Raw genomic sequence first — 22,706 nt, 5'->3', positions numbered from 1 at the left:
CAGGAGGGGTGCCGTGCACGTACCAGATGGCTTCTTCAATGCGGCGACATCCATATCGGCCGGGGTCGTCGCGGCAGCCGGGGTCAGCGTCTGCCTGCGCGGGGCGCGGCGCGAGCTCGACGACCGGACCGCTCCCATGGCCGGGCTCGTCGCGGCCTTCATCTTCGCCGTCCAGATGCTCAACTTCCCCGTCGCCGCCGGCACCAGCGGCCACCTGCTGGGCGGTGCGCTGGCCGCGATACTCGTCGGGCCGTACACGGGCGTGCTGTGCATGGCCGTGGTGCTCCTCGTGCAGGGCGTGTTCTTCGCCGACGGCGGGCTGACCGCGCTCGGCATCAACATCACGATCATGGGCATCGTCACCGTGGTGGTCGGCTGGGGGATCTTCCGGCTGGTGACGGGGCTGTCCAGGGGGCGTGTGGCGGTGGCGGCGTTCCTGGCGGCGGTGGTGTCCGTGCCCGCCTCCGCGCTGGCGTTCACGCTGCTGTTCTGGATCGGGGGGACCGCGCCGATCGAGGTGGGCGCGGTGGCGGCGGCCATGGGAGGCGTGCACGTCCTGATCGGGATCGGCGAGGCGCTGATCACGGCCGTGACCGTCAGCGCGGTCCTCGCCGTGCGGCCCGACCTCGTGTACGGCGCCCGCGGCCTGACCAGGCCCCTGGTCCTGCGCGGCGCCGAGGGCACGACCACCACCGTGGGCGGGCAGGAGCCGGCCGCCGCCCCCGGCAGGCTCAAGCCGTTCCTGCTCGGGGGGATCGGCCTGACGCTGGTCCTGGCCGGGGTCGTGTCGTTCTTCGCCTCGTCCTCGCCCGACGGGCTGGAGGCGGTCGCCGAGAACAAGGGCTTCCTCGGCCAGGCGACCGACCATCTGGTGACGTGGGGGCTGGCCGACTACGGCGAGGTGGGCGGCATCCCCGTCGGCGTGGCCGGGATCATCGGCGTCGGGCTCGTGCTGCTCATCGCCGGGGGCGTGGCGTACGCCGCCCGCGGCCGCGACGCGGCCAAGGTGTGACGCGTGGGCGCGGGGCACCATCACCAGCTCTACCTGCCGGGCGACTCGGTCGTGCACCGGCTGCCGCCGCAGTGCAAGCTGCTGGCCGTCTTCGCCTTCGCGATCGTCGTGGTGGCCACGCCGAGGGAGCGGTTCTGGGCGTTCGCGGTCTACGCGGCGCTGCTGGGGGCTGTGGCGGTGGCCGCGCGGGTGCCGCTGACGCACGTGCTGCGGCGGATGGTGATCGAGGTGCCCTTCGTGCTGTTCGCCTTCCTCATCCCGGTCATCGGGCTGGGGGAGCGGACCACGGTCCTGGGGGTCTCGCTGAGCGTCCCCGGCCTCTGGGCCGCCTGGAACATCCTCGCCAAGGCCACGCTCGGCGTGATCGCCTCCATCCTGCTCGCGGCCACCACCGAGCCGCGGGTGATCCTGATCGGCGCCCAGCGGCTGCGGCTGCCGGCCCTGCTGGTGCAGATCGCCATGTTCATGCTGAGGTACATGGACGTGATCGTGGACGAGATGCGGCGGATGCGGGTGGCCAGGGAGTCGCGCGGGTTCGAGGCGCGTGATCTGCGGCACATCCCGGTGATCGCCCGCTCCGCCGGGGCGCTGTTCATCCGTTCGTACGAGCGGGGCGAGCGCGTGCATCTGGCCATGCTCAGCAGGGGATACACCGGCCAGATGCCGATGATCCAAGATATTTCGGCATCTGTACGCCAATGGGGCATCGCTCTGGCTCTGCCGGCCGTGGCCCTCGCAATATGGGGACTCTCGTGGTGAACTCTCTCGACGTCAGGCAGCTCGCCTACGCCTATCCCGACGGCACGCAGGCGCTGTTCGGCGTGGACCTGTCGATCGGCCGCGGCGAGCGCGTGGCCCTGCTCGGCCCGAACGGCGCCGGCAAGACCACCCTCGTCATGCATCTCAACGGCATCCTCACCCCGGGCCACGGAAGTGTCACCGTGGCCGGCACGCCGGTGCGCAAGGACACGCTCAAGGAGGTCAGGCAGCGCGTCGGCCTGGTCTTCCAGGACCCGGACGACCAGCTCTTCATGCCCACGGTCAGGGACGACGTCGCCTTCGGGCCGGCCAACGCGGGCCTGCGGGGCGAGGACCTCGACCGCGTGGTCAAGGACGCGCTGGAGCGGGTCGGCATGCTGGAGGCCATCGACCGGCCGCCGCACCACCTGTCGTTCGGGCAGCGGCGCCGGGTGGCGGTGGCGACCGTGCTGGCCATGGCGCCGGAGATCCTGGTGCTCGACGAGCCCTCGTCCAACCTCGACCCGGCCGCCCGCAGGGAGCTGGCCGAGATCCTGCGCTCGCTCGACGTGACGGTGCTCATGGTCACGCACGACCTCCCGTACGCGCTGGAATTGTGTGAACGTTCGCTGATCCTTTCCGGCGGCGTGATCGCCGCCGACGGCCCCACGCGTGACCTGCTCTCGGACACGGAACTCCTGGCCGAGCACCGCTTGGAGCTTCCATACGGATTTGCGATCCCTGCGGTGTGAGGGCATTTATCCGCCTCGCGCCCGCCTCTTCATAGTTTGTGCATGCCCGGGACCCGGGGATGTCGAAGTACAGTGGCTCATCGAGGAGGGGCCAAATGAAGCTGCGGCTTGCGCGACACGCCCTTGGCGATGCCGTGGTGGTGGCCGTTGAGGGAGAGCTCGACCTGTTCACCGCACCGTTCCTGCGCGACGAGGTGCGTGACGCGATCAAGCAGGACAGCGCCAGGCTGGTGCTAGACCTGCAGCAGCTGTCGTTCATGGACTCCAGCGGCCTGTCGGTGCTGATCGAGGCCTGGCGGCTGGCGACGGGCGAGGGCGGCGGCGTGTCCCTGGCGGCGCCCCAGGCGCCCGTGGCGCGCATTCTCCGTACGACGGGGCTCGACCGGCGCATCAAGGTCTATTCCGACGTCGACAGCGCTGTGGGCGAGATTTGACGCCCCCCGAGTAGAACTTCATTCGGTCGGCGGGTTAGGGTCCGGGATATGGACGTGAACGGATCTGCAGCAATCATCTCCGGCGGCGCCAGCGGCCTCGGCGAGGCCACGGCCCGCGAGCTGGCCCGCGCGGGCGCCACGGTCGTCGTCGCCGACCTCAACGAGGAGCGCGGCAAGACCGTCGCCGACGAGATCGGCGGGGTGTTCGTCAAGACCGACGTGTCGGACGACGAGCAGGTGCAGGCGGCCGTGGACGCCGCCGTCGCGACCGGCAAGCCGCTGCGCGTGGTGGTCAACAGCGCCGGCATCGGCTGGGCCGAGCGCACGGTCAACCGTGACGGCAGCCCGCACAACCCGGCCACGTACCGCAAGGTCATCGAGGTCAACCTGATCGGCACGTTCAACCTCATGCGCATCGGCGCCGCGGCGATCGCCAAGACGGAGCCGGCCGACGCGGACGGGCAGCGGGGCGTGGTGATCAACACGGCCTCCGTGGCGGCGCTGGAGGGCCAGACGGGGCAGCTGGCGTACTCGGCCTCCAAGGGCGGCATCGTGGGCATGACGGTGCCCGCCGCACGCGACCTGGCCGCGATCGGCGTGCGGGTCAACACGATCTGCCCCGGGATCATCGACACGCCCATCTACGGCTTCTCGCCCAACTCCGACGAGTTCAAGGCCAAGCTGGTGGCGCCCGTGGTGTTCCCCAAGCGCATGGGGCGGGCCGACGAGTTCGCGCACCTGGTGCGCTCGCTGGTCGAGAACGACTACATGAACGCCGAGGTCATCCGCTTCGACGGCGGCATCCGCTTCCAGCCCAAGTGAGGTCTCGTTGTCTGACGAAGTGCTCGTCGAGGAATCCGAGAACGTCGCCGTAATCACGATAAATCGCCCTAAAGCGCGGAATGCCGTGAACGGGGCGGTGGCGCGGGGGATCGCCGAGGCGCTGGACGCGCTCGACGCCCGCTCCGACATTTCCGCCTATGTCCTGACCGGTGCCGGCGGCACCTTCTCCGCGGGCATGGACCTCAAGGGGTTCCTGTCCGGCGACTTCCCGGTGGTCGAGGGGCGCGGCTTCGGCGGCCTCGCCGAGTCGCCGCCGAAGAAGCCGCTGGTGGCCGCCGTGGAGGGGTACGCGCTCGCGGGCGGGTTCGAGCTGGCGCTGTCGTGCGACGTCATCGTGGCGTCGGCGGAGGCCAAGTTCGGGCTGCCGGAGCCCAAGCGCGGGCTGGTGGCGGGCGCGGGCGGCGTCATGCGGCTGCCGCGCCGGATCCCGTACCACGTGGCCATGGAGATCGCCCTGACCGGCGACCACTATCCGGCGGCGCGGCTGTACGAGCTCGGGCTCGTCAACCGGATCACCCCGCCGGGGGAGGCGTTGGAGGGGGCGCTGGAGCTGGCCCGCAAGATCGCCGCCAACGCGCCGCTGGCGCTCGCCGCCACCAAGAAGGTGATCATCGAGTCGCAGGACTGGTCGCTGGAGGAGATGTTCGCCAAGCAGGGGGCGATCGTCGGGCCGGTGTTCGGCTCGAAGGACGCCATGGAGGGCGCGGCCGCCTTCGCCGAAAAGCGCGCCCCCCGCTGGACGGGCGAGTAACCGGTCCAGCACCAGGCCCCTTACGGGCGGGAGAGCCCCCCACAACCGCCCTCCCGCCCGAGCCGCCCCCGGCTGACGGCCTATGGCCTCGCGCCTCTTCCCCCCGAGGGTCCTCAGCCCGGAGCTCGCGGATGCTTGGCGTGCGGTGCTGCGGGGGTGGCGCCTCCGGGGGCCAGGCCGCCGTGCATGGCGCTGCCGTGCCGTCGTGGCGCTCAGGGTGCGGCCGCCCGCTGCCCTGCCCGCGACTCCTTCGAGGGGCCTCAGCCCGCTTCTCGCCGGTGTTCTCGGGTTCTGTAAGCGGCGGCTTTTAGCGCGTGCATAAGTGTTCCTGGCTACGGTAAAGAAAGAGAAGGCAACGTACCGGGAGAGCGCATGAGCGACTATTCGGGTCACAGGTTCGAGTCGGCCAAGCGTGGCGCCGGGGCGCTCCTGTCCGGTGCGCTGAGCGCGCTCGCCGTCGTGGTCGCCATGCTGGCCGTGATGTGGGTGGTCGAGGGCGTCGACTTCGTGCTGAACGGCAGGCTCGACCGCGAGTTCGGCATCATCGGCTGGGAGCCCGACGGCCTGATCGGCATCCTGTTCGCCCCGTTCCTGCACGGCGGCTTCGGCCATCTCATGGCCAACTCGCTCCCGCTGCTGGTCCTGGGCTTCCTGGCCGGCCTGCGCGACCTGCGCAAGTTCCTGTGGGCCAGCGTGCTGATCATCCTCATCGGCGGCCTCGGCACCTGGCTGACCAGCCCCAACGTCTACACGGTCGGCGCCAGCGGCCTGATCTTCGGCTACTTCGGTTTCATCCTGGCCCGCGGCCTGTTCGACCGCAGGCTGTTCGACATCGTCATCGCCATCGGCGTGGGCTTCGCGTACTGGGGGATCCTGGCAGGCCTGCTGCCCAACCAGCAGGGCATCTCCTGGCAGGGCCACCTGTTCGGGCTCATCGGCGGCGTGGTGGCCGGGTGGGTGCTGCGGCGCAAGCGCGAGATCCCGGCGTACTGAGCGTCAGAGATGTGACCGCGTGTGCTCCGCCGGGGAGGAGGACAGCAGGCGGTCGATGTAGGCGAGGCCGATGGCCGAGGCCACGAAGGCCAGGTGCATGATCGTCTGCCACATGATCTTGTCGTTGGGCGTCGACTGGGCCCTGATGAACGTCTGCAGCAGGTGCACCGACGAGATGCCGATGATGGCCGTGGCCAGCTTGACCTTCAGCACGTTCGCGTTGACGTGGGAGAGCCACTCGGGCTCGTCGGGATGGTCGTTGAGGTTGATGCGCGAGACGAAGGTCTCGTAGCCGCCGATGATCACCATGATCAGCAGGTTGGAGATCATCACCACGTCGATGAGCGCCAGGACCGTGAGCATGACCACGACCTCGGACGACGGGGTCGCGGAGGTGGCCGGCGCGGTGTGCAGGAACACCGTCTCGATCAGGTGCCAGAGCTCCAGCGCGAACTGCCAGACGTACACCGCCTGGGCCACGATGAGGCCCAGATAGAGCGGAACCTGGAGCCAGCGGCTGGCGAACATCAGATAACCGAGGCTCTTCGGCCGCGAGATCCCCTGGCCGGATCTGACTTTTTCGGGCAACAATGTTTCCTACTAATCGAGCCGGAGGATTGGTCAGTTGGCGAACCTGGGGTCCCTGGAACGCGCGATCATGGACGTCCTGTGGGATGCCGGGAAATCGATGCGCGTCAGGGAGCTCCTCGTCAGGCTCAACGAGGAGCGCGAACTGGCGTACACGACGGTTCAGACCGTGGCCGAGCGGCTGGTGAAGAAGGGACTGCTCGAACGTACGCCGTACCGCAACGCGTTCCGCTACGCCGCGGTCAAGTCGAGGGACGAGCACGTCACCGACCTCATGCTCGAAGCGCTCTCGGCCAGCGACGACAGGTTGCCGGTGCTGGCCAGGTTCGCGCAGAGCGTCGAGGAGGAGGACGCGCTCGCCCTCATGGAAGAGCTGTCACGCCGTCAGAGGCGCTCGACCACGTAGTCGACGCAGACCGTCAGCGCCTCGATGTCGGCCGGGTCGATGGCCGGGAACATCGCGACGCGCAGCTGGTTGCGGCCCAGCTTGCGGTACGGCTCGGTGTCGACGATGCCGTTGGCGCGCAGCACCTTGGCCACGGCGGCGGCGTCGACGGACTCGGCGAAGTCGATCGTGCCGACGACCTGCGAGCGGAACTCCGGAGCGGCGAACGGCGTGGCGAACGCCGACTTCTCCGCCCACGTGTAGAGGCGCTGGCTGGACTCGCCCGTGCGGGCGGTGGTCCAGGCCAGGCCACCGTTGGAGTTCATCCAGTCGAGCTGGTCGGCCAGCAGGAACAGCGTGGCCACGGCCGGCGTGTTGTAGGTCTGGTCCTTCGCGGAGTTGTCGATCGCGACCGGCAGGCTGAAGAACTCCGGCACGTAACGGCCGGTCCCGGCGATCTCCTCGACCCTGGCCAGCGCCCGCGGCGACATGATCGCGATCCACAGGCCGCCATCGGAGGCGAAGCTCTTCTGCGGGGCGAAGTAGTAGACGTCGGTCTCGGCGATGTCGACGGGCAGGCCGCCGGCGCCGGAGGTGGCGTCCACGAGCACCAGCGAGTCGTCGGAGCCCACGCGCTCGATGGGCATGGCGACGCCGGTCGAGGTCTCGTTGTGGGTGAGCGCGTAGGCGTCCACACCCTCCTCGGCCACGGCCGTGGGGTGCGTGCCGACCTCGGACTTGATGACGCTCGGCTCGCCCAGCCACGGGGCCTTCTTGGTGACCGCCGCGAACTTCGAGGAGAACTCGCCGAACGACAGGTGCTGCGACCTGTCGCGGATCAGCCCGAAGGCGGCGATGTCCCAGAACGCGGTGGTGCCGCCGTTGCCCAGCACGACCTGGTAGCCCTCGGGCAGCGAGAACAGGTCGGCGAGCCCGGAGCGTACGCGGCCGACCAGGTTCTTGACCGGCTTCTGGCGGTGGGAGGTGCCCATGAGGCTCGCGCCGGAGGCGGCGAGCGCGGCCAGTTGCTCGGTGCGTACCTTCGAGGGCCCGCAGCCGAATCGGCCGTCGGCGGGCTTGATGTCAGCGGGAATCACAATGTCAGCCACCTGACCAGGGTACTGATCCCGCGAGCCTGACAAGGGGCCGGGGCGGGAATCTGAGAAGAACCCCACAACCAAAAGATCGCCAATAACGCAGAATGGGGGGACCCGGGACCTGCCATGTTCGTGACGCGAGAGCGGCGGTGGCGCCATGCCCCCTGAACAGGATTCGCAAGAGGTGGTGGAGGGTCTGCTGCGGCGGCCCTTCTGGCGGGACCTCCCGCTGCCCGTGCTGGTCGTCACCGGAGCGCGGGCCGGTGCGGCCGAGCAGCTGGCGAAGCCTTTTCAGGGACGCCTGCCGTACGCGAGGCCGGAGAAAGGCGCGAGCAAATCGCTGGTCGGGCTCGTGGACACGCTGGCCGGGGCCAACGGCGCCCTCGGCGGCAACACGGTCGGCAACACCCTGCTGCCCGCGCCGCGCTTCCCGCTGACGGAGTTCGTGTTGTGGACCCGGGCCCAGCACGACGAGCCCGGGGAGTGGCCGAAGGACAAGTGGCCGCCACCCCCTGACTCGCCCTCCGCGGAGAAGGAGCTCAAGCGTCGGTACGCCGCCAAGTTCGGGGTGCGTCCCAGCCTGCAGGCCGACAGCCGCAAGCGGTGGGCGGCCGGCGATTTCCTCGTGCGGGCCGCGGTCTTCTTCGTGCCGGTCGCCACCGTGGTCGCCTGGTGGCTGGACGCCGGGATCACCGACCTGATCCCGCTGGCGCCCGGCCTGCTCGCGTTGCTGCTGGGCGTCGGCGCCATCGCGTTACAGGCGGTGCGCTTCATCCGCGGCACGGCCTTCTCACGGTGGTTCCGCCGCCACCACTACAAGAAGCTGCGGCGCACCGCCGGCGAGAGCCGCCCCAAGTACGCGCTGCGGCTGATGAACGCGTCAGAGCCGGAGATCGAGAAGCTGCTGGTCTACGCGATGCTGGAGGACCTGCGCCAGGCGTACCGCAAGTGGCCGCGGATCCCGTGGCCGAGCTGGGGTCGCGGACTGTACGCCCTGCTGGTGCTCGACGCGGGTGATCCATTCCACGCGCGGTTCCTGCAGGTCCTCGATGAGGTCCTGTACGAGACGGACATCGTGCCGCCGCTGCTGGTGATCGTCGAGGACGCGGGCCAGCCGGTGCCGCCGCCGGCCGGCCGGGATCCGCGGACCCTCGCCGAGGACGTCGAGGACTGGCGCTCGCGCGTGGCGCTGCGCGGGCCGGAGCCGCGGCTGCGGCTCGCCGGCGACAAGCTGGTGCTGGCGGACACCTACAAGCCGCGGCTGAGGGGGGTCAAGGCCCGTGCCGTCGGCTACTGGCTCGCGATGCTGGCGCTGCTGCTCGCCCCGCCGCTGTACGTCTACGGCAGCAACTGGTTCGGCTGCGGCCCCGGCATGATGTGGGCCGAGCAACAGTGCGTCGGCCTGAGCGACGACCTCGCCGAGATCGCCCCCGACCCGGCCCTCGTGCCCATCCTCGAGCGGATCAAGCAGCAGAACGAGGCCATCGACACGAGGCAGCGGGTCATCACGGTCTTCTATCTCGGCGTGCTCACCACGTCGCACCCGGGCGACGACCAGACGGGCGGCTCGGCCGGCGAACTGTCCGGCATCGCGGCCCGCCAGGGGGCCTACAACCGGTTAGGCAGCTGGCAGATCAAGGTGGAGCTGGCCAACAGCGGGCAGTACTTCCGGCACGCCGAGTTCGCCGCCAGGATGATCAGGCAGCGCGCGGCCGGCGATCCGGACGTGGGCGGCGTGATCGGGCTCGCGTGGAGCAGGACCGAGACGCAGGACGCCATCCGGGTGCTCAGCGACGCGCACATCCCGATGCTCAGCACCACGAATTCGGCCGACCTGACGCCGCTGGTCTACCACGGCCGTCCCTCGCCGTACTTCTTCCGCATGGCGGCTCCCAACTCCGCGCAGGCGCGGGCGTTCGAGCTGTGGCTGGCGCACGGGCTCCCCGGAGGCAAGCCGGTCGCTCCGCAGCGGGTCGCCGTCCTGGTCGAGCGGGACGCGGAGGACCACGAGCTCTACAGCAAGGACCTCGCGGACGGGCTGGCCAAGGGGCCGTACGGGTCGGCCAAGCAGTACCTGTTCGCCAACCAGGACGAGCTGGCCAGCAAGGTCGACCTGGCCTGCCAGGACGGTGCGGAGGTGCTGCTCTACACCGGCCGGGCCACCTACCTGAACACCGTCGCCGACACGCGCGAGCACCAGTGCGCGGACAAGGTGCAGGTCCTGGCGGGCGACGACGTCACAGAGAAACTGGCGCAGCTCCTGGTCAAGGACGACTTCACCAACAAGCCGGCGATCTCGTTCGTCGCGCTCAACGACGTGCGACAGGGGCAGGGCGGCAACCGCACCCAGACGGAGATCGAGAACTGGATCGCGAGCGTCAAGGCGACGGGCGTGTCGCGCGTGCACGCGTGGATGGGCTACGACGCGCTGCTGGCCGTCACGTCGGCGATCAACAAGATCAAGGCCTCGGACGTCGACGAGTCGGTCAACATCGCCGAGAGCGTCGCGTACAACCTGCGCGGGCTCGGCGTGGGCGGCCTCATCCAGGGCGCGAGCGGGAAGTTCTACTTCTCGGAGGACGCGGAGTCACACGCCGCGCTCCCTCGCGGGCTCTGGCTGTTCTCCATGGACCCCGTCGCGGGTTCCTCCGGGAACGCCCTGGTGCCGCGGGGGAGCTGCGCGGTCGACGAAAAGGCCCCGGACACCGCCGAACTCGAGGTGAAATGCTCGTTCGGCTGACGCGCCGGGGCCGATCCCGTCAGTTCTTGCCGGTGACCTCGGCGGCGCCGGGCACGTCGCTCAGGGGACGCGAGGCGGGGCCGACGTAGTTGGCGCTCGGGCGCACGAGGCGGCCCGTGAGCTTCTGCTCCAGGATGTGCGCGGCCCAGCCGGCCGTGCGGGCGCAGGTGAACATCGAGGTGAACATGTGGGACGGCACCTCGGCGAAGTCCAGCACCACGGCTGCCCAGTACTCCACGTTGGTGGCCAGCACCCGGTCGGGCTTGCGGGCGTGCAGCTCGTCCAGTGCGGCCTGCTCCAGCGCCGCGGCGACCTCGTAGCGGGGGGCGTCGAGCTCCTTGGCGGTACGGCGCAGCACGCGGGCGCGCGGGTCCTCGGCGCGGTAGACGCGGTGCCCGAAGCCCATGAGCCGGTTGCCCTTGTCGAGCTCGCTCTGGACGTACTTCTTGGCGTCGCCGAGCTGCTCGACGCCCTCGATCATGTGCAGGACGCGGGCCGGGGCGCCACCGTGCAGCGGGCCTGACATCGCGCCGACGGCGCCGGAGAGCGCGGCAGCCACGTCGGCCCCGGTGGAGGCGATGACGCGGGCGGTGAACGTGGAGGCGTTCATGCCGTGCTCGGCCGCGGAGGTCCAGTAAGCGTCGATGGCCTTGACGTGCTTGGGATCAGGCTCACCGCGCCAGCGGATCATGAAACGTTCGACGATGGTCTTGGCCTCGTCGACCCGGCTCTGCGGCACCATGGGCAGGCCGAGGCCGCGCGCGGACTGCGCGACGAAGGAGAGAGCCATGACGGAGGCGCGGGCGAGCTGGTCGCGGGCCTCCTCGTCACTGATGTCGAGCAGAGGCTTGAAGCCGTAGGCCGGAGCCAGCATGGCCAGCGCGCTCTGCACGTCTACGCGGATGTCACCGGAGTGGACAGGGATGGGGTACGGCTCCGCCGGGGGCAGGCCCGGCTGGAACTTGTTGTCGACCAGCAGGCCCCAAACAGCCCCGAACGGGACACGGCCGACCAGTTCCTCAATGTCGACGCCCCGGTATCGAAGGGCGCCCCCTTCTTTGTCCGGTTCCGCGATCTCAGTCTCGAAAGCTACGACGCCTTCGAGCCCGGGTTTGAAGTCGGACATGCGCGGCCGCCTCCCTTTCCCTTGCCATGTTTGGGCAATGCCTTGATGTCGAGATACCGGCGGGTCAATTTAACCCCTTCCCAGGTCGTGCTCGGTCTCGGGACCCGCCGTAAGGCCAAACCCGCTGGTGAGGGGGGTTGCATGGGATCTACCACACAAGCGCGCAAGAATACCGTCTCGTGGATGCCACCCCGCGCCCGCCCGTGCTGGCAGGGCTACGCCGAACGTACGAGGGCCGGCCGCTGCTCGAATCCGACCTCGCGTCCGACCCCATGGAGCAATTCACCTTCTGGCTCCAGGACGCGCTCGAGTCCGGCCTGCCGGAACCCAACGCCATGATCCTGGCCACCGCCTCGTCGGGCGGCCGCCCGAGTGCCAGGACGGTCCTGCTGAAGGGCTACGACGAACGCGGCTTCGTCTTCTACACCAACTACGAGTCGCGCAAGGGCCGCGACCTGGCCGAGAACCCCCGGGCGTCACTGCTGTTCCCCTGGCATCCGATCCGCCGCCAGGTACGCATCGAGGGCACTGTGACGCGGATCTCCCAGGAGGAGTCGGCCGAGTACTACAACTCCCGCCCGTACGGCTCGCGCATCGGCGCCTGGGCGTCGCGGCAGTCGGCCGTCGTGCGGTCCAGGGAGGAACTGGACGAGCGCTACGCGGAGCTGGCCGAACGCTGGCCGGAGAGTCCGCCGGTGCCCGACTTCTGGGGAGGTTTCCGGGTCTATCCGATCGAGATGGAGTTCTGGCAGGGACAACTCGACCGGATGCACGACAGGCTCCGTTATCGGCGGACACGACCCGGTTGGGCCCTGGAAAGACTGGCACCTTAGTGTTCATGGAGTGGCGATCGCGGAGCTGGTCAAGCGTCATCTGGTAGACACCCGGCCGCTCGGCGCGCCCGAGTACCGGCGGCTCTGGCTCGGCCAGGCCGTCTCTCACGTCGGTGTCGGAGCGACCGTCGTGGCCGTCGGCCAGCAGGTCTGGGAGCTCACCCACTCCTCGTTCTACGTGGGCCTGCTGGGGATGGCCAACCTGATCCCGCTGATCGTCTTCGGCCTGTGGGGAGGGGCGGTCGCCGACGCCGTGGACCGGCGCAAGCTGCTCATCGTCGGCTCGCTCATCGCGTGGACGGCGACGCTCCTCATCCTCGGGCAGGCGCTGCTCGGCCTGGGGAACGTCTACCTGATCTTCGCCGCGGTCGCCCTGAACGCCACCGGCTTCGCGATCACCAGCCCGACCAGGGGCGCGATCATCCCCAGGATCCTGGACAAGGAGCTGGTGCCCGCCGCGAACGCGCTCAACTCGCTCGTCTACAGCATGGGCGCGGTCGCGGGCCCGATGATCGGCGCGGTCGTGCTGGGCTCCGGCGGGTTCGCGGCGGCGTACGCGATGGACGCCCTGCTCTTCACCGCGAGCCTCTACGCGGCCCTCAGACTGCCCTCACTGCCCCCGTTGGGCGAAGTGCGACGTCCGGGTGCCCGGGCGGTGCTGGAGGGGCTCAGCTTCATCGTCAGGAGCCCGGTGCTGCTGATGTCGTTCGTGGTGGACATCATCGCGATGGTGTTCGCCCTGCCGCGCGCGCTCTTCCCGGAGCTGACCGCCGACAAGTTCGGCGGCTCGATGATCGCGCTCGGCTGGATGAGCTCCGCCATGGCCATCGGCTCGGTGGCCGGGGCGCTGTTCTCCGGCTGGGTGGGGCGGATCTCGCGGCAGGGGGTCGCGCTCGTCGTCGTGATCGCCGTCTGGGGCCTGGCCGTGGCCGCCGCCGGGCTGGCGAGCGAGCTCTGGCTGGTGGTGGCGTTCATGGCCGTGGGCGGGGTGGCGGACGTGATCTCGTCGGTGTGGCGGCAGTCCATCCTGCAGCTGTACGCGCCCGACGAGATGCGGGGGCGGCTGCAGGGGGCGTTCATGGTGGTCGTGGCGGGCGGGCCGCGACTGGGCGACCTGCGGGCCGGCGCGACGGCGACGGCGCTGGGGGTGAGCGGGGCCTGGGTGGGTGGCGGCATCGCCTGCGCCGTCACGGTGCTGGTCGTCGGCCTGTCCGTGGCCGCCTTCCGCAATTACCGGGCTCGATAAAGGTCAGAGGTCAGACGACTTGGGCGGCCACCTTCAGGTCGGCCAGGAAGCCCGCGTACGCCTGGTCCCTGTCGGGCGCGCGCAGCACGGCGGACGGGTGCACGGTGGCCACGGCGAGCGCGTCGCCGAGCGGCACCGGCTCGCCCCGGTGGTGCGTCACGCGGAACTCCCTCCCGAGCAGCGCCCTGGCCGCCGTCGCCCCGAGCATCACGATCACCGCCGGCCGCACGAGGGACAGCTCCGCGTCGAGCCACGGATGGCACGCGTTGACCTCGGCGGCCGTCGGCTTCTGGTGGATCCGCCGCTTGCCGCGAAGGATGAAGGAGAAATGCTTGACAGCGTTCGTGACGTAAACGTCCTCCCGCTCGATCCCCGCTTCTTCCAATCCTTTGTCCAGAATGCGCCCGGCCGGGCCTACGAACGGGTGCCCCTGCCGGTCCTCCTGGTCGCCGGGCTCCTCTCCCACGAGCATGAACCGGGCCCGCTGCGGACCCTCGCCGAAAACGGTCTGAGTGGCGTTCCTGTAGAGCCCGCAGCCCTGACAGCAGGCGGCCGCGCGCCGCAGCGAGTCGAGATCGAGCTGGTCGGGAAGGAACTCGGCCGCTCCTTTGTTTCCGTCCTTAACCATCGTCGGTCGTTCTCCCAATAGGGTTCCTGTGACTTCTGTGCCCGCTGCGGACGGGCCCAGTCCCCGCCACGACCGGCGTAATATCTGATTGGGAGGACTGCCTTGACCGCACACGGCCTGATCGACACCACGGAGATGTACCTCCGCACGATTTACGAGCTCGAGGAGGAGGGCATCGTCCCCCTTCGTGCCCGCATCGCGGAGCGTCTGCAGCAGAGCGGCCCCACCGTGAGCCAGACCGTCGCCCGCATGGAGCGTGACGGCCTCGTCCGCGTCGAGGGCGATCGCCACCTGTCCATGACCGATCTGGGCCGCACGCTGGCCACGCGGGTCATGCGCAAGCACCGGCTGGCCGAGTGCCTCCTCACCCAGGTGATCGGCCTTCCCTGGGAAGAGGTGCACATCGAGGCGTGCCGCTGGGAGCACGTCATGTCGGAGTCGGTGGAGTCCCGCCTGGTGACGCTGCTCGACAACCCGACCGTCTGCCCGCACGGAAACCCCATCCCGGGGCTCGCTGAGCTGGGCGCCAAGGAGCCTCCCGAGGGCGGCGCCGGGGTGCTGACATCGATGTCAGACCTGGCGGGGCCGAGGGACACACCTGTCGTCGTGCGTCGAATTAGCGAACAAGTGCAAAGCGATCCTGCTGTGATGCTTAAACTCAAGCAAGTTGGGATACAACCCGGACGCGAGGTGACGCTCGCGGCGAGCGACGACGGTGTGCGGGTGACAGGTGACGGTGACGCGAACGACACTCCCGCGGAGCTTCCGCGCGATGTCGCCGCGCACGTTTTTGTCTCCAAGCGCTGACGCGCGCGCAGCGGCTTGGTTGAATCCCTCCTGGGAGGCCCTCCACTCCCCCCTGGCCAAGACTGTTGCAGGAGCGCCCGTGGTCCGCTTTGCGTGCATGCCACCCCAAGGAGTGGTCTCCGGATGAATCGATGGGGGGATCTGTCACAAGAAACGGCTGATCACCTTGGTGCCGGATCTGTGCTCGATCACGCTGAGATGGCGGTGATCGTCACCGACCGTTTCAGCAATCTCCTCTATTGGAACCCCTTCGCCGAGAAGCTCTTCGGCCGTCAGGGCCAGTCACCTTCGCGCGACGCGTCCGTCCTGTCCCTCGGGATCATGGAGAAGGACCACCCGCTGGCGATCGAGCTGGCCAAGCACGTGCTCAAGGGCGGCGTGTGGGAGGGCACGTTCGACGTCAGGCGCGGCGACGGGACCATCGTCTACGTACGCGCCCAGGCCGTGCCGCTGCGCCACACCTCGGGCTCGGTGACGGGCATCGTCATCATGGCCCGCGAGGCGCTGCGCAGCAACGAGCGGGAGAAAGACCGCTTCGGCCTGCTGGAGCGCATCGGCGAGCGGCTGGCGGGCTCGCTCTACGTCGAGGAGACGCTCAAGCGGGTCGCCGAGATGCTGGTCCCCCAGTTCGCCGACCACTGCTTCATCGAGCTGATGGAGGGCGACCGGCTCGTCCGCCGGGTCTCCCAGCACGTCCAGGGCTGGACGCCGCCGACGGGCACCTGGAAGCCGGTGGGCGCGGAGATCCGCTACCCCTCCGGCCACTACGCCGACACGGCGCTGCGCCGCCAGGAGACGATCCTGGTCGAGAGCTTCGCCACCAGCAGCTACCCGGCCACCAGCGAGGGCAGCGCCCGCCTGTGCGGCGAGATCGGCATGACCTCCGCCATCGTCGCCCCCCTGCTGGTGCGCGGCGAGACGCTCGGGCTGATGTATCTGGGCCTGTCCAACCTCACCGACCGGCGCAGCCCTCACTACGACGCCTTCGACCGCGACTTCGTGGGCGCCATCGCCACCCGGGTCGCGCTCGCCATCGACAACGCGCTGCTGTTCGAGGAGGAGCGCCACACGGCGGAGTCGTTCCAGAAATACCTGCTGCCCCGGGCGCTGCCGCAGCTCGACGGCCTGCAGATCGCGGTGCGCTACTACCCTGCGGCCCCGCTCGCCTCCCACGGCCAGGGCATCCAGACCCAGGTCGGCGGCGACTGGTACGACGTGATCCCGCTGTCGGCGGGCCGGGTCGGCATCGTGATCGGCGACGTCGAGGGCCGGGGCGCCAAGGCGGCGGCCATCATGGGCCAGCTCAGGGCCGCGCTGCGGGCCTTCGCGCAGGACGACAAGTCGCCGGCCGACATCCTGGCCAGGCTCGACGAGTGGACCCGCATCATCGCCACCCCCGAGCACGACGACAACGGCGCCGAGGTCAGCATCCCGCCCATCGTGACCTGCCAGTACCTCGTCTACGACGCCTGGTCGCGCCAGCTGTCCTTCGCCAACGCGGGCCACGCGCCGCCGCTGCTGCTGGTCGACGGCCAGTGCGTGGAGCTCGACATCGAGGAGGTCGGCCAGCCGCTCGGCGTCCACGCCAAGGGCCTGCACGCCGACCTGGTCTACAAGGAGGAGACGCGCACGCTGCCGCCCGGCGCGGCGCTGCTGCTCTACACCGACGGTCTCGTCGATCGCCGCCCGGGCCGCGACGGCCAGGTGCCGAGCGAGGAAGAGACGCTCGGCGTGCTCTGCGAAAAGCTCGCCAAGATGTCCGGCGCCGAGGTCGAGCGCATCGCCGACGCCGCCACGGTGGCCGTGCCCGGCGAGATCGACGACGACATGGCGATCCTGGTCGTCCGCTCCAGCGACGTCGACCTCGACGTCGAGGAGCGTACGTTCCCCGCTCAGCCGATCATGGTGGGCGAGGCGCGCCGCATGGCGTCGGAGGCGTTCTCGAGCTGGAACGTGCCCGAGGAGCGGGCCGAGCTGGCCTGCCTGCTCGTCTCCGAGGTCGTGACCAACGTCGTGCTCCACGCCGCCACCGCCACCGTGCCCCGCAGGGAGCTGGTCGTGGAGGGGCCGCCGCTGCCGTTCGACGAGTCCTGGGACATGCCGGGCTTCGAGGACGAAGTGGTCGGCGACAAGGAGTTCACGCTGAGGCTGCGCAGGGGCGAGGAGTCGGTCTGGGTCGAGGTCTTCGACCAGGACCTGCGCCTGCCGCGCATCCGCAGCGCGGGGGAGAACGACGAGGGCGGGCGCGGCCTCTACCTCGTCGACCAGCTGGCCAGACGCTGGGGATCGCGTCCTACCAGGGAAGGCAAAGCCGTCTGGTTCGAGATTCCCACTCGCGGCAGGTGAGTGGTTAGCTGGCCGTATGGAGCTGGCCTTCGAACGACGGGGCACCGGCGCGCCGCTGATCCTCATCCACGGGATCGGCCATCACTGGCAGGGGTGGCTGCCGGTGCTGGACCGCCTGGCCGCCTCCCGTACGGTGATCGCACTCGACCTGCCCGGCTTCGGCAGATCCCCGGGGCTGCCCGAGGGCATCACGTACACCGCGGAGTCGCTGGCCGACGCGGTCGAGTCGTTCTGCGCGACGCTCGGCGTGCGCGAGCCGCACGTGGCGGGCAACTCGCTCGGCGGCTACATCGCGCTGGAGCTGGCCTCGCGCGGCGTCGTACGCACGGCCACCGCGCTGTCGCCGGCCGGCTTCTGGTCCCGGCCCGAGCTGCTCTACTGCCAGTCCATGCTGCGCGCCCTGCGGGCCTCGGCCCGGTCGATCCCCTCAAGGCACGCCGCCAAGGCGGCCGAGAACCCGCTCCTGCGGGCCGTCTCGACCGGCATCCTGGTCGCCCACCCCTCCAGGCTCTCCGTCACCGCGCAGGTCGCGGCCACGCAGGCGCTGGCCTGGGCGAGCGGCTTCGAGGAGACCCTGGAGTCGTTCGCCGGGCTGATGCCGCCCGCGCCGCCGAAGTCGCCCATCACGATCGCGTGGGGCGAGCACGACCGGCTCCTGCTCCGCCGCCAGGCCGTGCGCGCGGCCCGCTGGTCGGGGCAGCGGGTCAAGCTGTTGAAGGGATGCGGTCACGTGCCGATGAGCGACGACCCCGATCTCGTCGCCCGCGTCATCCTGGAATCCAGCGCTATTTCGTGAGATTTGCGGACATGCGGCGGAGCACGTCGATGGTGACCTGATATTCCTGTGGGCTCACGCCCTCTGTCGCCTTCTGCCTGAAGCGGCCGACTTGCTCGGCGATCCGCGCGTGCGCCGCCCTGCCCTCGTCGGTGAGCTTGCCGTCCGCCAGCCACCCCCTGGCGATGAGCCGCTCCACGGCCTCGTCCACTCCGGTGAACGGCATGGGGGCGGTGCTGTCGTGGGCCGCCGCGTTGAGCACTTGCCACTCTCGGCGGGTGGTGCCCTGGAGAGCCTCCTCCAGGGCGTTCTCCAGCAGGTTGTCGAGATGCTTCAGCCAGTGGCCGATAAGTTTCTTCATGCATGTATAATAGCAACCATATGTACAAAAACAATGAAATTGCCGCGATCGAGCGAGCGATGGTCGCGATCAGGCGGCGGCAGAGCAGGCGTGTGCTCGCGCGGCAGCAGGGCGCTGTAGGGCCGGAGTTCGAGGTGCTCGACGTGATCGAGGGCGGCGGCGGGTCCGTCACCGTGTCCACGGTCGCGCAGGCGCTCAGCGTCGACCAGCCGAGGGCGAGCCGGCTGGTGGCGGCGGCCGTGACGGCGGGCCTCGTCAGGCGGGAGGCCGATCAGGCCGACGGGCGCAAGGCGTGGCTGGTGCTGACCGAGGCCGGGCAGGCGGCGCTGGAGCAGGCCCATCGGGCCAGGCAGGCGGCGTTCGCGGCGGCCATGGAGGAGTGGCCGGAGGAGGACCGGGCGGAGTTCGCCCGGCTGCTCACCCGCTTCGTCGAGGGAATGTCCGGTTAGACCTTGGTCTGGCCCCAGAGGAGCAGCATGACGATGATGAACACGATCATCACGCCGCCGTAGCCCACCGGCCCCAGGCGGATCGACCGGCGCACGCGGTTGAGGCCCCAGGCGAACAGCAACGCCAGGAAAGCCAGGAGGATCAGGCCGCCGTCCATGGTGTCCAGTATGCGGTGCGGACCGCCTTCCCGCGCGGTCCTGTGCAGTCTGTGCGGTCAGAATCCGAAGGACCGGCCGATGATCTCCTTCATGATCTCGGTGGTGCCGCCGTAGATCGTCTGCACCCGGCTGTCGAGCCACGCCTTGGCGACCGGGTACTCCATCATGTAGCCGTACCCGCCGTGGAGCTGGAGGCAGCGGTCGATGACCTTGGTCTGCAGTTCGGTGGTCCACCACTTGGCCTTGGCCGCGTCCACCGCGTCGAGCTGCCCGGCGTTGAGCGCGAGGATGCACTTGTCCACGTAGTGGCGGGCGATCTCGGTCTCGGTGGCCAGCTCCGCCAGCACGAATCGGGTGTTCTGGAACGAGCCGATGCTCCGCCCGAAGGCCTGCCGGGTCTTGCAGTACTCGATGGTCTCCTCCAGCACGGCCTCCGCCGCGGCCACGGCCCCCACGGCGATCGACAGGCGCTCCTGCGGGAGGTTGTGCATGAGCTGGAAGAAGCCCTCGCCGTCGCGCGGGCCCAGGCGGTTGGCGACGGGCACGCGTACGTTCTCGAAGAACAGTTCGGCCGTGTCCTGGGCCTTCATCCCGATCTTCTCGAGATTGCGCCCCCGCTCGAACCCCTCCATGCCGCGCTCGACCACGATCAGCGTGGTCCCCCTGGCGCCGGCCTCGGGGTCGGTCTTGGCCACGACGACGACCAGGTCGGCGTTGATGCCGTTCGTGATGAACGTCTTCTGCCCGTTCACCAGGTAGTGGTCGCCCTCGCGGATGGCCGTGGTCCTGATCCCCTGCAGGTCGCTGCCGGCCCCCGGCTCGCTCATCGCGATCGCGCTGATCAGCTCGCCGCTCGCGAATCCGGGCAGCCACCGCTGCTTCTGCTCGTCGTCCGTCAGATCCACGAGGTACGGCGCCATGACATCGTTGTGCAGAGAGAATCCGAGCCCGGAGGCGCCGATCCGGATGATCTCCTCGACGATCACGGTGTTGTAGCGGAAGTCCGTGACCCCCGCCCCGCCGTACTCCTCGGGCACCGAGAACCCGAACATCCCGAGCTCCCCGGCTTTCTTCCAGACCTCGCGCGGGACGATGCCGTCCTTCTCCCACTGGGCGTGGTGCGGCACGACCTCGCGGGCCATGAACTCGCGCACGGTCTCGCGGAAGAGCAGGTGCTCCTCGTCGAAGAGGTCTCGCCGCATCAGGTCCTCCCGAATAGAGTTCTGTTACTCGCAGGTATACCCTCTTTCCCTGTGCGGCGGATACCTGTGGACACGGCTTCATCACAAGTGCTGGACGTTGCCGCAATCGGCATGTGTTACGGGTGTTTTCGACTCTAAGATCTACCCTCGGTCTATTTGTGACTGATCGGAGTCTCCCGTGAGTCGGTGGCGCAAAGCGTTGATCGCCGGATCGGTCGGATCGGTGGCGGCTTTAGGAATCGTGGTGTTGCCGGGCACGCCGGCCGCCGCCGCGCCGGCCGACCTCGTCGTTGAGTACGACTGCGTGGCGTCCGGCGCCAACAGCATCGTCAGGAACGGTCCCGTCCGCCTGACCACCAACCTCACCTTCGCCACGGACCTGGTGGTGGGAGACCCGCTCAACTTCACCTGGAAGCTCCACTACGCCAACGACGGCCGGCTGCAGTCGCCCGGCTACTTCCCCGAAGGCGGCCAGGTGCACGCCACCGGCAACGTGCAGCTCACCAGCAGCTGGCAGGGCATCCTGCAGCCCAAGGGCAGCGCCGACCCCGAGGGTCCGCTGCGCCCCGACGGCTACCTGTCCCTCCCCGAGACCATGAACGACCCCGGCCTGACCGACAAGCCGGGCACCATCACGGTCACGCCCAAGGACATCGAGCTGGACTTCACCCCGCCGGACGGCAGCGTGGTCGTCAACGACGGCGACGACGCCGACAACCCCTCTGACATGGGGATCGTCTACAGCAGTGGCTGGGTCTCGCTGGACGACCGTCCCGGCTCCGAGAACCACGTGCACAACGACCTGCACCAGACCGACCAGATCAACGCCTCCGCCGAGCTGACCTTCATCGGGACCGGCGTGGAGTACATCGGGCCGACCGACAAGGACGCGGGGCCGGTCGACATCTACATCGACGGCACCAAGCGGGCCACGGTCGACCCCTCCCGTTCCGACGACGACGTGCCGGTCAACGACGACCTCGACGGTGGCCAGACGCTGTGGACGTCCGCGCCGCTGAAGTACGGCGAGCACAAGATCAAGATCGTGAACGCCGCGAACAAGCCGGCCTGGCTGGACGCCTTCCGCGTGACCACCAACACGTCCAAGATCCCCACCGGCTACCACAGCGCGAAGTGCCAGCTGGCCAGCTCGCCGGTGTCGGTCGTGGTGACCGTACGGGACAAGTCAGGCCCCACCGTCACGCAGACGCCGACCAACACCCCCACCAACAGCCCCACCAACAGTCCGACGACCAACCCGACCAACCCGACGCCCACCGGGACCCACACCACCCCGAACAACCGGACCACCGACATCGGCCTCGGGCGGGTGATCGTGGTCCCCAGTGCCACCGGCACCAGCTCGGCCACGCCCAAGGCCACCGGGCCGACCGCGACCAAGTACTACCGGGCGCAGGTCCCCAACACCCCCAAGGGCGGCGTGGACAGCGGTGAGGCGCCGGATCGCGAGGACAGACCGTACGGGCTGATGGCCGCGCTGGTGATCGGCGGCGCGGGCGGCGGATTGCTGCTGCGCCGGCGCAGGGCCGCGCACGCGGGAGGAGCGCACTGATGAGCGAGCAGACACCAATGCAGCGGGCGCTGCCCGGACTGCTGATCGCCGGCTCGCTGGGCGGCGTCGGCCTGGTCATGGTGAGCATGCTCTCGCTGTGGCCCACCACGGAAGACCCCTCGGGCACGCTGGCGGCCGCGCAGGACACGCCGACGCAGGTGGAGGTGGCGAACGCGGGCGCGTTCGTCCTCCCGCCCACCGTGGGCCCCGGCGGCAAGGGCGTCCCCCTGACCCCGGCTCGCCTGGACGCGCCGCCCCCGCTCCCGGCGGTCCCGGTCGTGTCCCCGATCCCCTCGGCCAAGGCCAAGTCCACCCAGTCGAGGCCGACCCGCATCAAGATCCCCAAGATCAAGGTGAACGCGCCCATCGGGGCCGTCACCGTGGACAGCAAGGGCAAACTGGGCACCCCGCCCCTGACCAAGCCCAACCAGACGGGCTGGTACAAGGGCTCCCCGATCCCCGGCGAGCTCGGCCCCTCGATCATCAACGGCCACGTGAGCACCCGCAAGGGCCCCGCCGTCTTCGACCGCCTCCGCGAGCTGGCCAAGGGCGACCAGATCTACGTGTACCGGGCGGACGGCAAGGTCACGCGGTTCACGGTGAGCGGGATCGAGCAGGCGAGCAAGTCGACGTTCCCGACGTCCCGGGTGTACGGGAACACGAGCAACGCGCAGTTGCGGCTCATCACGTGCGGCGGGGTCTTCAACAAGACGGCGCACAGTTACACGGACAACATCGTGGTGTACGCGACGTTGTCCAAGAAGAAAGGCTAGGGTTTTGGCGGTTTACGGGAACTTGACAGGGACAGTTCGTAGGATCTCAACCTAACCGTGACCAACGGCTGGAATTCTGGCACGACTGTTGAAAC

Annotated in this window: 24 protein-coding genes; 17 read left to right on the top strand and 7 right to left on the bottom strand. The window is 69.4% G+C overall.

Annotated features, from left to right (window positions below; genetic code table 11):
• The first annotated feature begins 13 nt into the window (after positions 1-13).
• The 7 genes from ACIBI9_RS61610 (at position 14) to ACIBI9_RS61580 (ending at position 5,523) form a co-directional block, all read left to right on the top strand.
• Complete coding sequence (locus tag ACIBI9_RS61610) at positions 14-1,012, top strand: energy-coupling factor ABC transporter permease (RefSeq protein ID WP_397237402.1); 999 nt, start codon at positions 14-16, stop codon at positions 1,010-1,012.
• Positions 1,013-1,015: 3 nt separating this feature from the next.
• Positions 1,016-1,771, top strand: a complete 756-nt coding sequence (gene cbiQ / locus ACIBI9_RS61605; protein ID WP_397237400.1) for a cobalt ECF transporter T component CbiQ — start codon at positions 1,016-1,018, stop codon at positions 1,769-1,771.
• Positions 1,765-2,502 carry an energy-coupling factor ABC transporter ATP-binding protein gene (locus tag ACIBI9_RS61600; protein ID WP_397237398.1) on the top strand — a complete coding sequence of 246 codons (738 nt, stop codon included), beginning with the start codon at positions 1,765-1,767 and terminating at the stop codon, positions 2,500-2,502. Before cbiQ ends, ACIBI9_RS61600 begins: the two co-directional genes overlap by 7 nt.
• 95 nt (positions 2,503-2,597) lie before the next feature.
• Positions 2,598-2,936: an STAS domain-containing protein gene (locus ACIBI9_RS61595; protein ID WP_101785558.1), complete on the top strand. Its 339-nt coding sequence runs from the start codon at positions 2,598-2,600 to the stop codon at positions 2,934-2,936.
• Positions 2,937-2,984: 48 nt separating this feature from the next.
• Positions 2,985-3,758: an SDR family NAD(P)-dependent oxidoreductase gene (locus ACIBI9_RS61590; protein ID WP_397237396.1), complete on the top strand. Its 774-nt coding sequence runs from the start codon at positions 2,985-2,987 to the stop codon at positions 3,756-3,758.
• A 7-nt stretch (positions 3,759-3,765) separates the two neighbouring features.
• On the top strand, positions 3,766-4,530 hold the full coding sequence (locus ACIBI9_RS61585) for a crotonase/enoyl-CoA hydratase family protein (protein ID WP_397237394.1): 765 nt from the start codon (positions 3,766-3,768) through the stop codon (positions 4,528-4,530).
• Between the two features lie 372 nt (positions 4,531-4,902).
• Positions 4,903-5,523: a rhomboid family intramembrane serine protease gene (locus ACIBI9_RS61580; protein ID WP_397237392.1), complete on the top strand. Its 621-nt coding sequence runs from the start codon at positions 4,903-4,905 to the stop codon at positions 5,521-5,523.
• Positions 5,524-5,526: 3 nt separating this feature from the next.
• Here ACIBI9_RS61580 and ACIBI9_RS61575 read toward each other — a convergent pair whose 3' ends face one another.
• Positions 5,527-6,111 (bottom strand): TIGR00645 family protein, encoded by a 585-nt coding sequence (locus ACIBI9_RS61575; protein ID WP_397237390.1) that lies wholly within the window; start codon positions 6,109-6,111, stop codon positions 5,527-5,529.
• Between the two features lie 37 nt (positions 6,112-6,148).
• Between ACIBI9_RS61575 and ACIBI9_RS61570 the strand changes: the two genes are divergently transcribed.
• Complete coding sequence (locus ACIBI9_RS61570) at positions 6,149-6,517, top strand: BlaI/MecI/CopY family transcriptional regulator (RefSeq protein WP_397237388.1); 369 nt, start codon at positions 6,149-6,151, stop codon at positions 6,515-6,517.
• On the opposite strand, the gene serC is transcribed toward ACIBI9_RS61570, so the two are convergent.
• Entirely contained in the window at positions 6,496-7,605 is a 1,110-nt protein-coding gene (gene serC, locus ACIBI9_RS61565; RefSeq protein WP_397237386.1) for a phosphoserine transaminase, read from the bottom strand. The two genes, ACIBI9_RS61570 and serC, sit on opposite strands and share 22 nt — an antisense overlap.
• A gap of 145 nt (positions 7,606-7,750) precedes the next feature.
• Between serC and ACIBI9_RS61560 the strand changes: the two genes are divergently transcribed.
• Entirely contained in the window at positions 7,751-10,333 is a 2,583-nt protein-coding gene (locus ACIBI9_RS61560) for a hypothetical protein (protein WP_397237384.1), read from the top strand.
• A gap of 19 nt (positions 10,334-10,352) precedes the next feature.
• Here ACIBI9_RS61560 and ACIBI9_RS61555 read toward each other — a convergent pair whose 3' ends face one another.
• A complete protein-coding gene (locus ACIBI9_RS61555) occupies positions 10,353-11,459 on the bottom strand; it encodes a citrate synthase 2 (RefSeq protein ID WP_397237382.1) in 1,107 nt (368 codons plus the stop codon).
• Between the two features lie 179 nt (positions 11,460-11,638).
• Between ACIBI9_RS61555 and pdxH the strand changes: the two genes are divergently transcribed.
• On the top strand, positions 11,639-12,292 hold the full coding sequence (gene pdxH, locus ACIBI9_RS61550) for a pyridoxamine 5'-phosphate oxidase (RefSeq protein WP_397237380.1): 654 nt from the start codon (positions 11,639-11,641) through the stop codon (positions 12,290-12,292).
• Between the two features lie 10 nt (positions 12,293-12,302).
• On the top strand, positions 12,303-13,538 hold the full coding sequence (locus ACIBI9_RS61545) for an MFS transporter (protein ID WP_397237378.1): 1,236 nt from the start codon (positions 12,303-12,305) through the stop codon (positions 13,536-13,538).
• A gap of 10 nt (positions 13,539-13,548) precedes the next feature.
• Here the strand turns inward: ACIBI9_RS61545 and ACIBI9_RS61540 are convergent, their stop codons facing one another.
• Positions 13,549-14,166, bottom strand: coding sequence for a UdgX family uracil-DNA binding protein (locus ACIBI9_RS61540; RefSeq protein WP_397237376.1), 618 nt, complete (start codon positions 14,164-14,166; stop codon positions 13,549-13,551).
• 102 nt (positions 14,167-14,268) lie between these two features.
• Between ACIBI9_RS61540 and ACIBI9_RS61535 the strand changes: the two genes are divergently transcribed.
• The 3 genes from ACIBI9_RS61535 (at position 14,269) to ACIBI9_RS61525 (ending at position 18,115) form a co-directional block, all read left to right on the top strand.
• The gene (locus ACIBI9_RS61535) at positions 14,269-14,973 is read left to right on the top strand and encodes a metal-dependent transcriptional regulator (protein ID WP_394502808.1); all 705 of its coding nucleotides are present in this window, start codon (positions 14,269-14,271) and stop codon (positions 14,971-14,973) included.
• A gap of 123 nt (positions 14,974-15,096) precedes the next feature.
• Entirely contained in the window at positions 15,097-17,319 is a 2,223-nt protein-coding gene (locus ACIBI9_RS61530) for a SpoIIE family protein phosphatase (protein ID WP_397237374.1), read from the top strand.
• A 16-nt stretch (positions 17,320-17,335) separates the two neighbouring features.
• Positions 17,336-18,115, top strand: a complete 780-nt coding sequence (locus tag ACIBI9_RS61525) for an alpha/beta fold hydrolase (RefSeq protein ID WP_397237372.1) — start codon at positions 17,336-17,338, stop codon at positions 18,113-18,115.
• Here the strand turns inward: ACIBI9_RS61525 and ACIBI9_RS61520 are convergent.
• The gene (locus ACIBI9_RS61520) at positions 18,105-18,455 is read right to left on the bottom strand and encodes a MarR family winged helix-turn-helix transcriptional regulator (RefSeq protein WP_397237370.1); all 351 of its coding nucleotides are present in this window, start codon (positions 18,453-18,455) and stop codon (positions 18,105-18,107) included. The two genes, ACIBI9_RS61525 and ACIBI9_RS61520, sit on opposite strands and share 11 nt — an antisense overlap.
• Positions 18,456-18,475: 20 nt before the next feature.
• Between ACIBI9_RS61520 and ACIBI9_RS61515 the strand changes: the two genes are divergently transcribed.
• Entirely contained in the window at positions 18,476-18,904 is a 429-nt protein-coding gene (locus tag ACIBI9_RS61515; protein ID WP_397237368.1) for a MarR family winged helix-turn-helix transcriptional regulator, read from the top strand.
• On the opposite strand, the gene ACIBI9_RS61510 is transcribed toward ACIBI9_RS61515, so the two are convergent.
• Both ACIBI9_RS61510 and ACIBI9_RS61505 read right to left on the bottom strand, forming a co-directional pair.
• Positions 18,901-19,062, bottom strand: a complete 162-nt coding sequence (locus tag ACIBI9_RS61510; protein ID WP_397237366.1) for a hypothetical protein — start codon at positions 19,060-19,062, stop codon at positions 18,901-18,903. The genes ACIBI9_RS61515 and ACIBI9_RS61510 overlap by 4 nt on opposite strands.
• A 57-nt stretch (positions 19,063-19,119) precedes the next feature.
• Entirely contained in the window at positions 19,120-20,265 is a 1,146-nt protein-coding gene (locus ACIBI9_RS61505; protein WP_397237364.1) for an acyl-CoA dehydrogenase family protein, read from the bottom strand.
• Between the two features lie 178 nt (positions 20,266-20,443).
• Between ACIBI9_RS61505 and ACIBI9_RS61500 the strand changes: the two genes are divergently transcribed.
• Together ACIBI9_RS61500 and ACIBI9_RS61495 are read left to right on the top strand one after the other, a co-directional pair.
• Complete coding sequence (locus ACIBI9_RS61500; RefSeq protein ID WP_397237362.1) at positions 20,444-21,838, top strand: hypothetical protein; 1,395 nt, start codon at positions 20,444-20,446, stop codon at positions 21,836-21,838.
• A complete protein-coding gene (locus ACIBI9_RS61495; RefSeq protein WP_397237360.1) occupies positions 21,838-22,611 on the top strand; it encodes a class F sortase in 774 nt (257 codons plus the stop codon). The genes ACIBI9_RS61500 and ACIBI9_RS61495 overlap by 1 nt, the downstream gene beginning before the upstream one ends.
• The last annotated feature ends 95 nt before the right edge of the window (positions 22,612-22,706 follow it).

This window comes from Nonomuraea sp. NPDC050451 (genome assembly GCF_044458585.1).
The sequence above is the reverse complement of the archived record's forward strand: the minus strand, read 5'-3'. Positions and strand labels throughout refer to the sequence as shown.

Bases quoted from the DNA above. Each gene is read 5' to 3' on its own strand.
- ACIBI9_RS61505 (WP_397237364.1), bottom strand. From the start codon at position 20,265: ATGCGGCGAGACCTCTTCGACGAGGAGCACCTGCTCTTCCGCGAGACC.
- ACIBI9_RS61555 (WP_397237382.1), bottom strand. From the start codon at position 11,459: ATGTCCGACTTCAAACCCGGGCTCGAAGGCGTCGTAGCTTTCGAGACT.
- ACIBI9_RS61595 (WP_101785558.1), top strand. From the start codon at position 2,598: ATGAAGCTGCGGCTTGCGCGACACGCCCTTGGCGATGCCGTGGTGGTG.
- ACIBI9_RS61530 (WP_397237374.1), top strand. From the start codon at position 15,097: ATGAATCGATGGGGGGATCTGTCACAAGAAACGGCTGATCACCTTGGT.
- ACIBI9_RS61590 (WP_397237396.1), top strand. From the start codon at position 2,985: ATGGACGTGAACGGATCTGCAGCAATCATCTCCGGCGGCGCCAGCGGC.
- ACIBI9_RS61520 (WP_397237370.1), bottom strand. From the start codon at position 18,455: ATGAAGAAACTTATCGGCCACTGGCTGAAGCATCTCGACAACCTGCTG.
- ACIBI9_RS61540 (WP_397237376.1), bottom strand. From the start codon at position 14,166: ATGGTTAAGGACGGAAACAAAGGAGCGGCCGAGTTCCTTCCCGACCAG.
- ACIBI9_RS61495 (WP_397237360.1), top strand. From the start codon at position 21,838: ATGAGCGAGCAGACACCAATGCAGCGGGCGCTGCCCGGACTGCTGATC.
- ACIBI9_RS61515 (WP_397237368.1), top strand. From the start codon at position 18,476: ATGTACAAAAACAATGAAATTGCCGCGATCGAGCGAGCGATGGTCGCG.
- ACIBI9_RS61580 (WP_397237392.1), top strand. From the start codon at position 4,903: ATGAGCGACTATTCGGGTCACAGGTTCGAGTCGGCCAAGCGTGGCGCC.
- ACIBI9_RS61510 (WP_397237366.1), bottom strand. From the start codon at position 19,062: ATGGACGGCGGCCTGATCCTCCTGGCTTTCCTGGCGTTGCTGTTCGCC.
- ACIBI9_RS61525 (WP_397237372.1), top strand. From the start codon at position 17,336: ATGGAGCTGGCCTTCGAACGACGGGGCACCGGCGCGCCGCTGATCCTC.
- ACIBI9_RS61560 (WP_397237384.1), top strand. From the start codon at position 7,751: ATGCCCCCTGAACAGGATTCGCAAGAGGTGGTGGAGGGTCTGCTGCGG.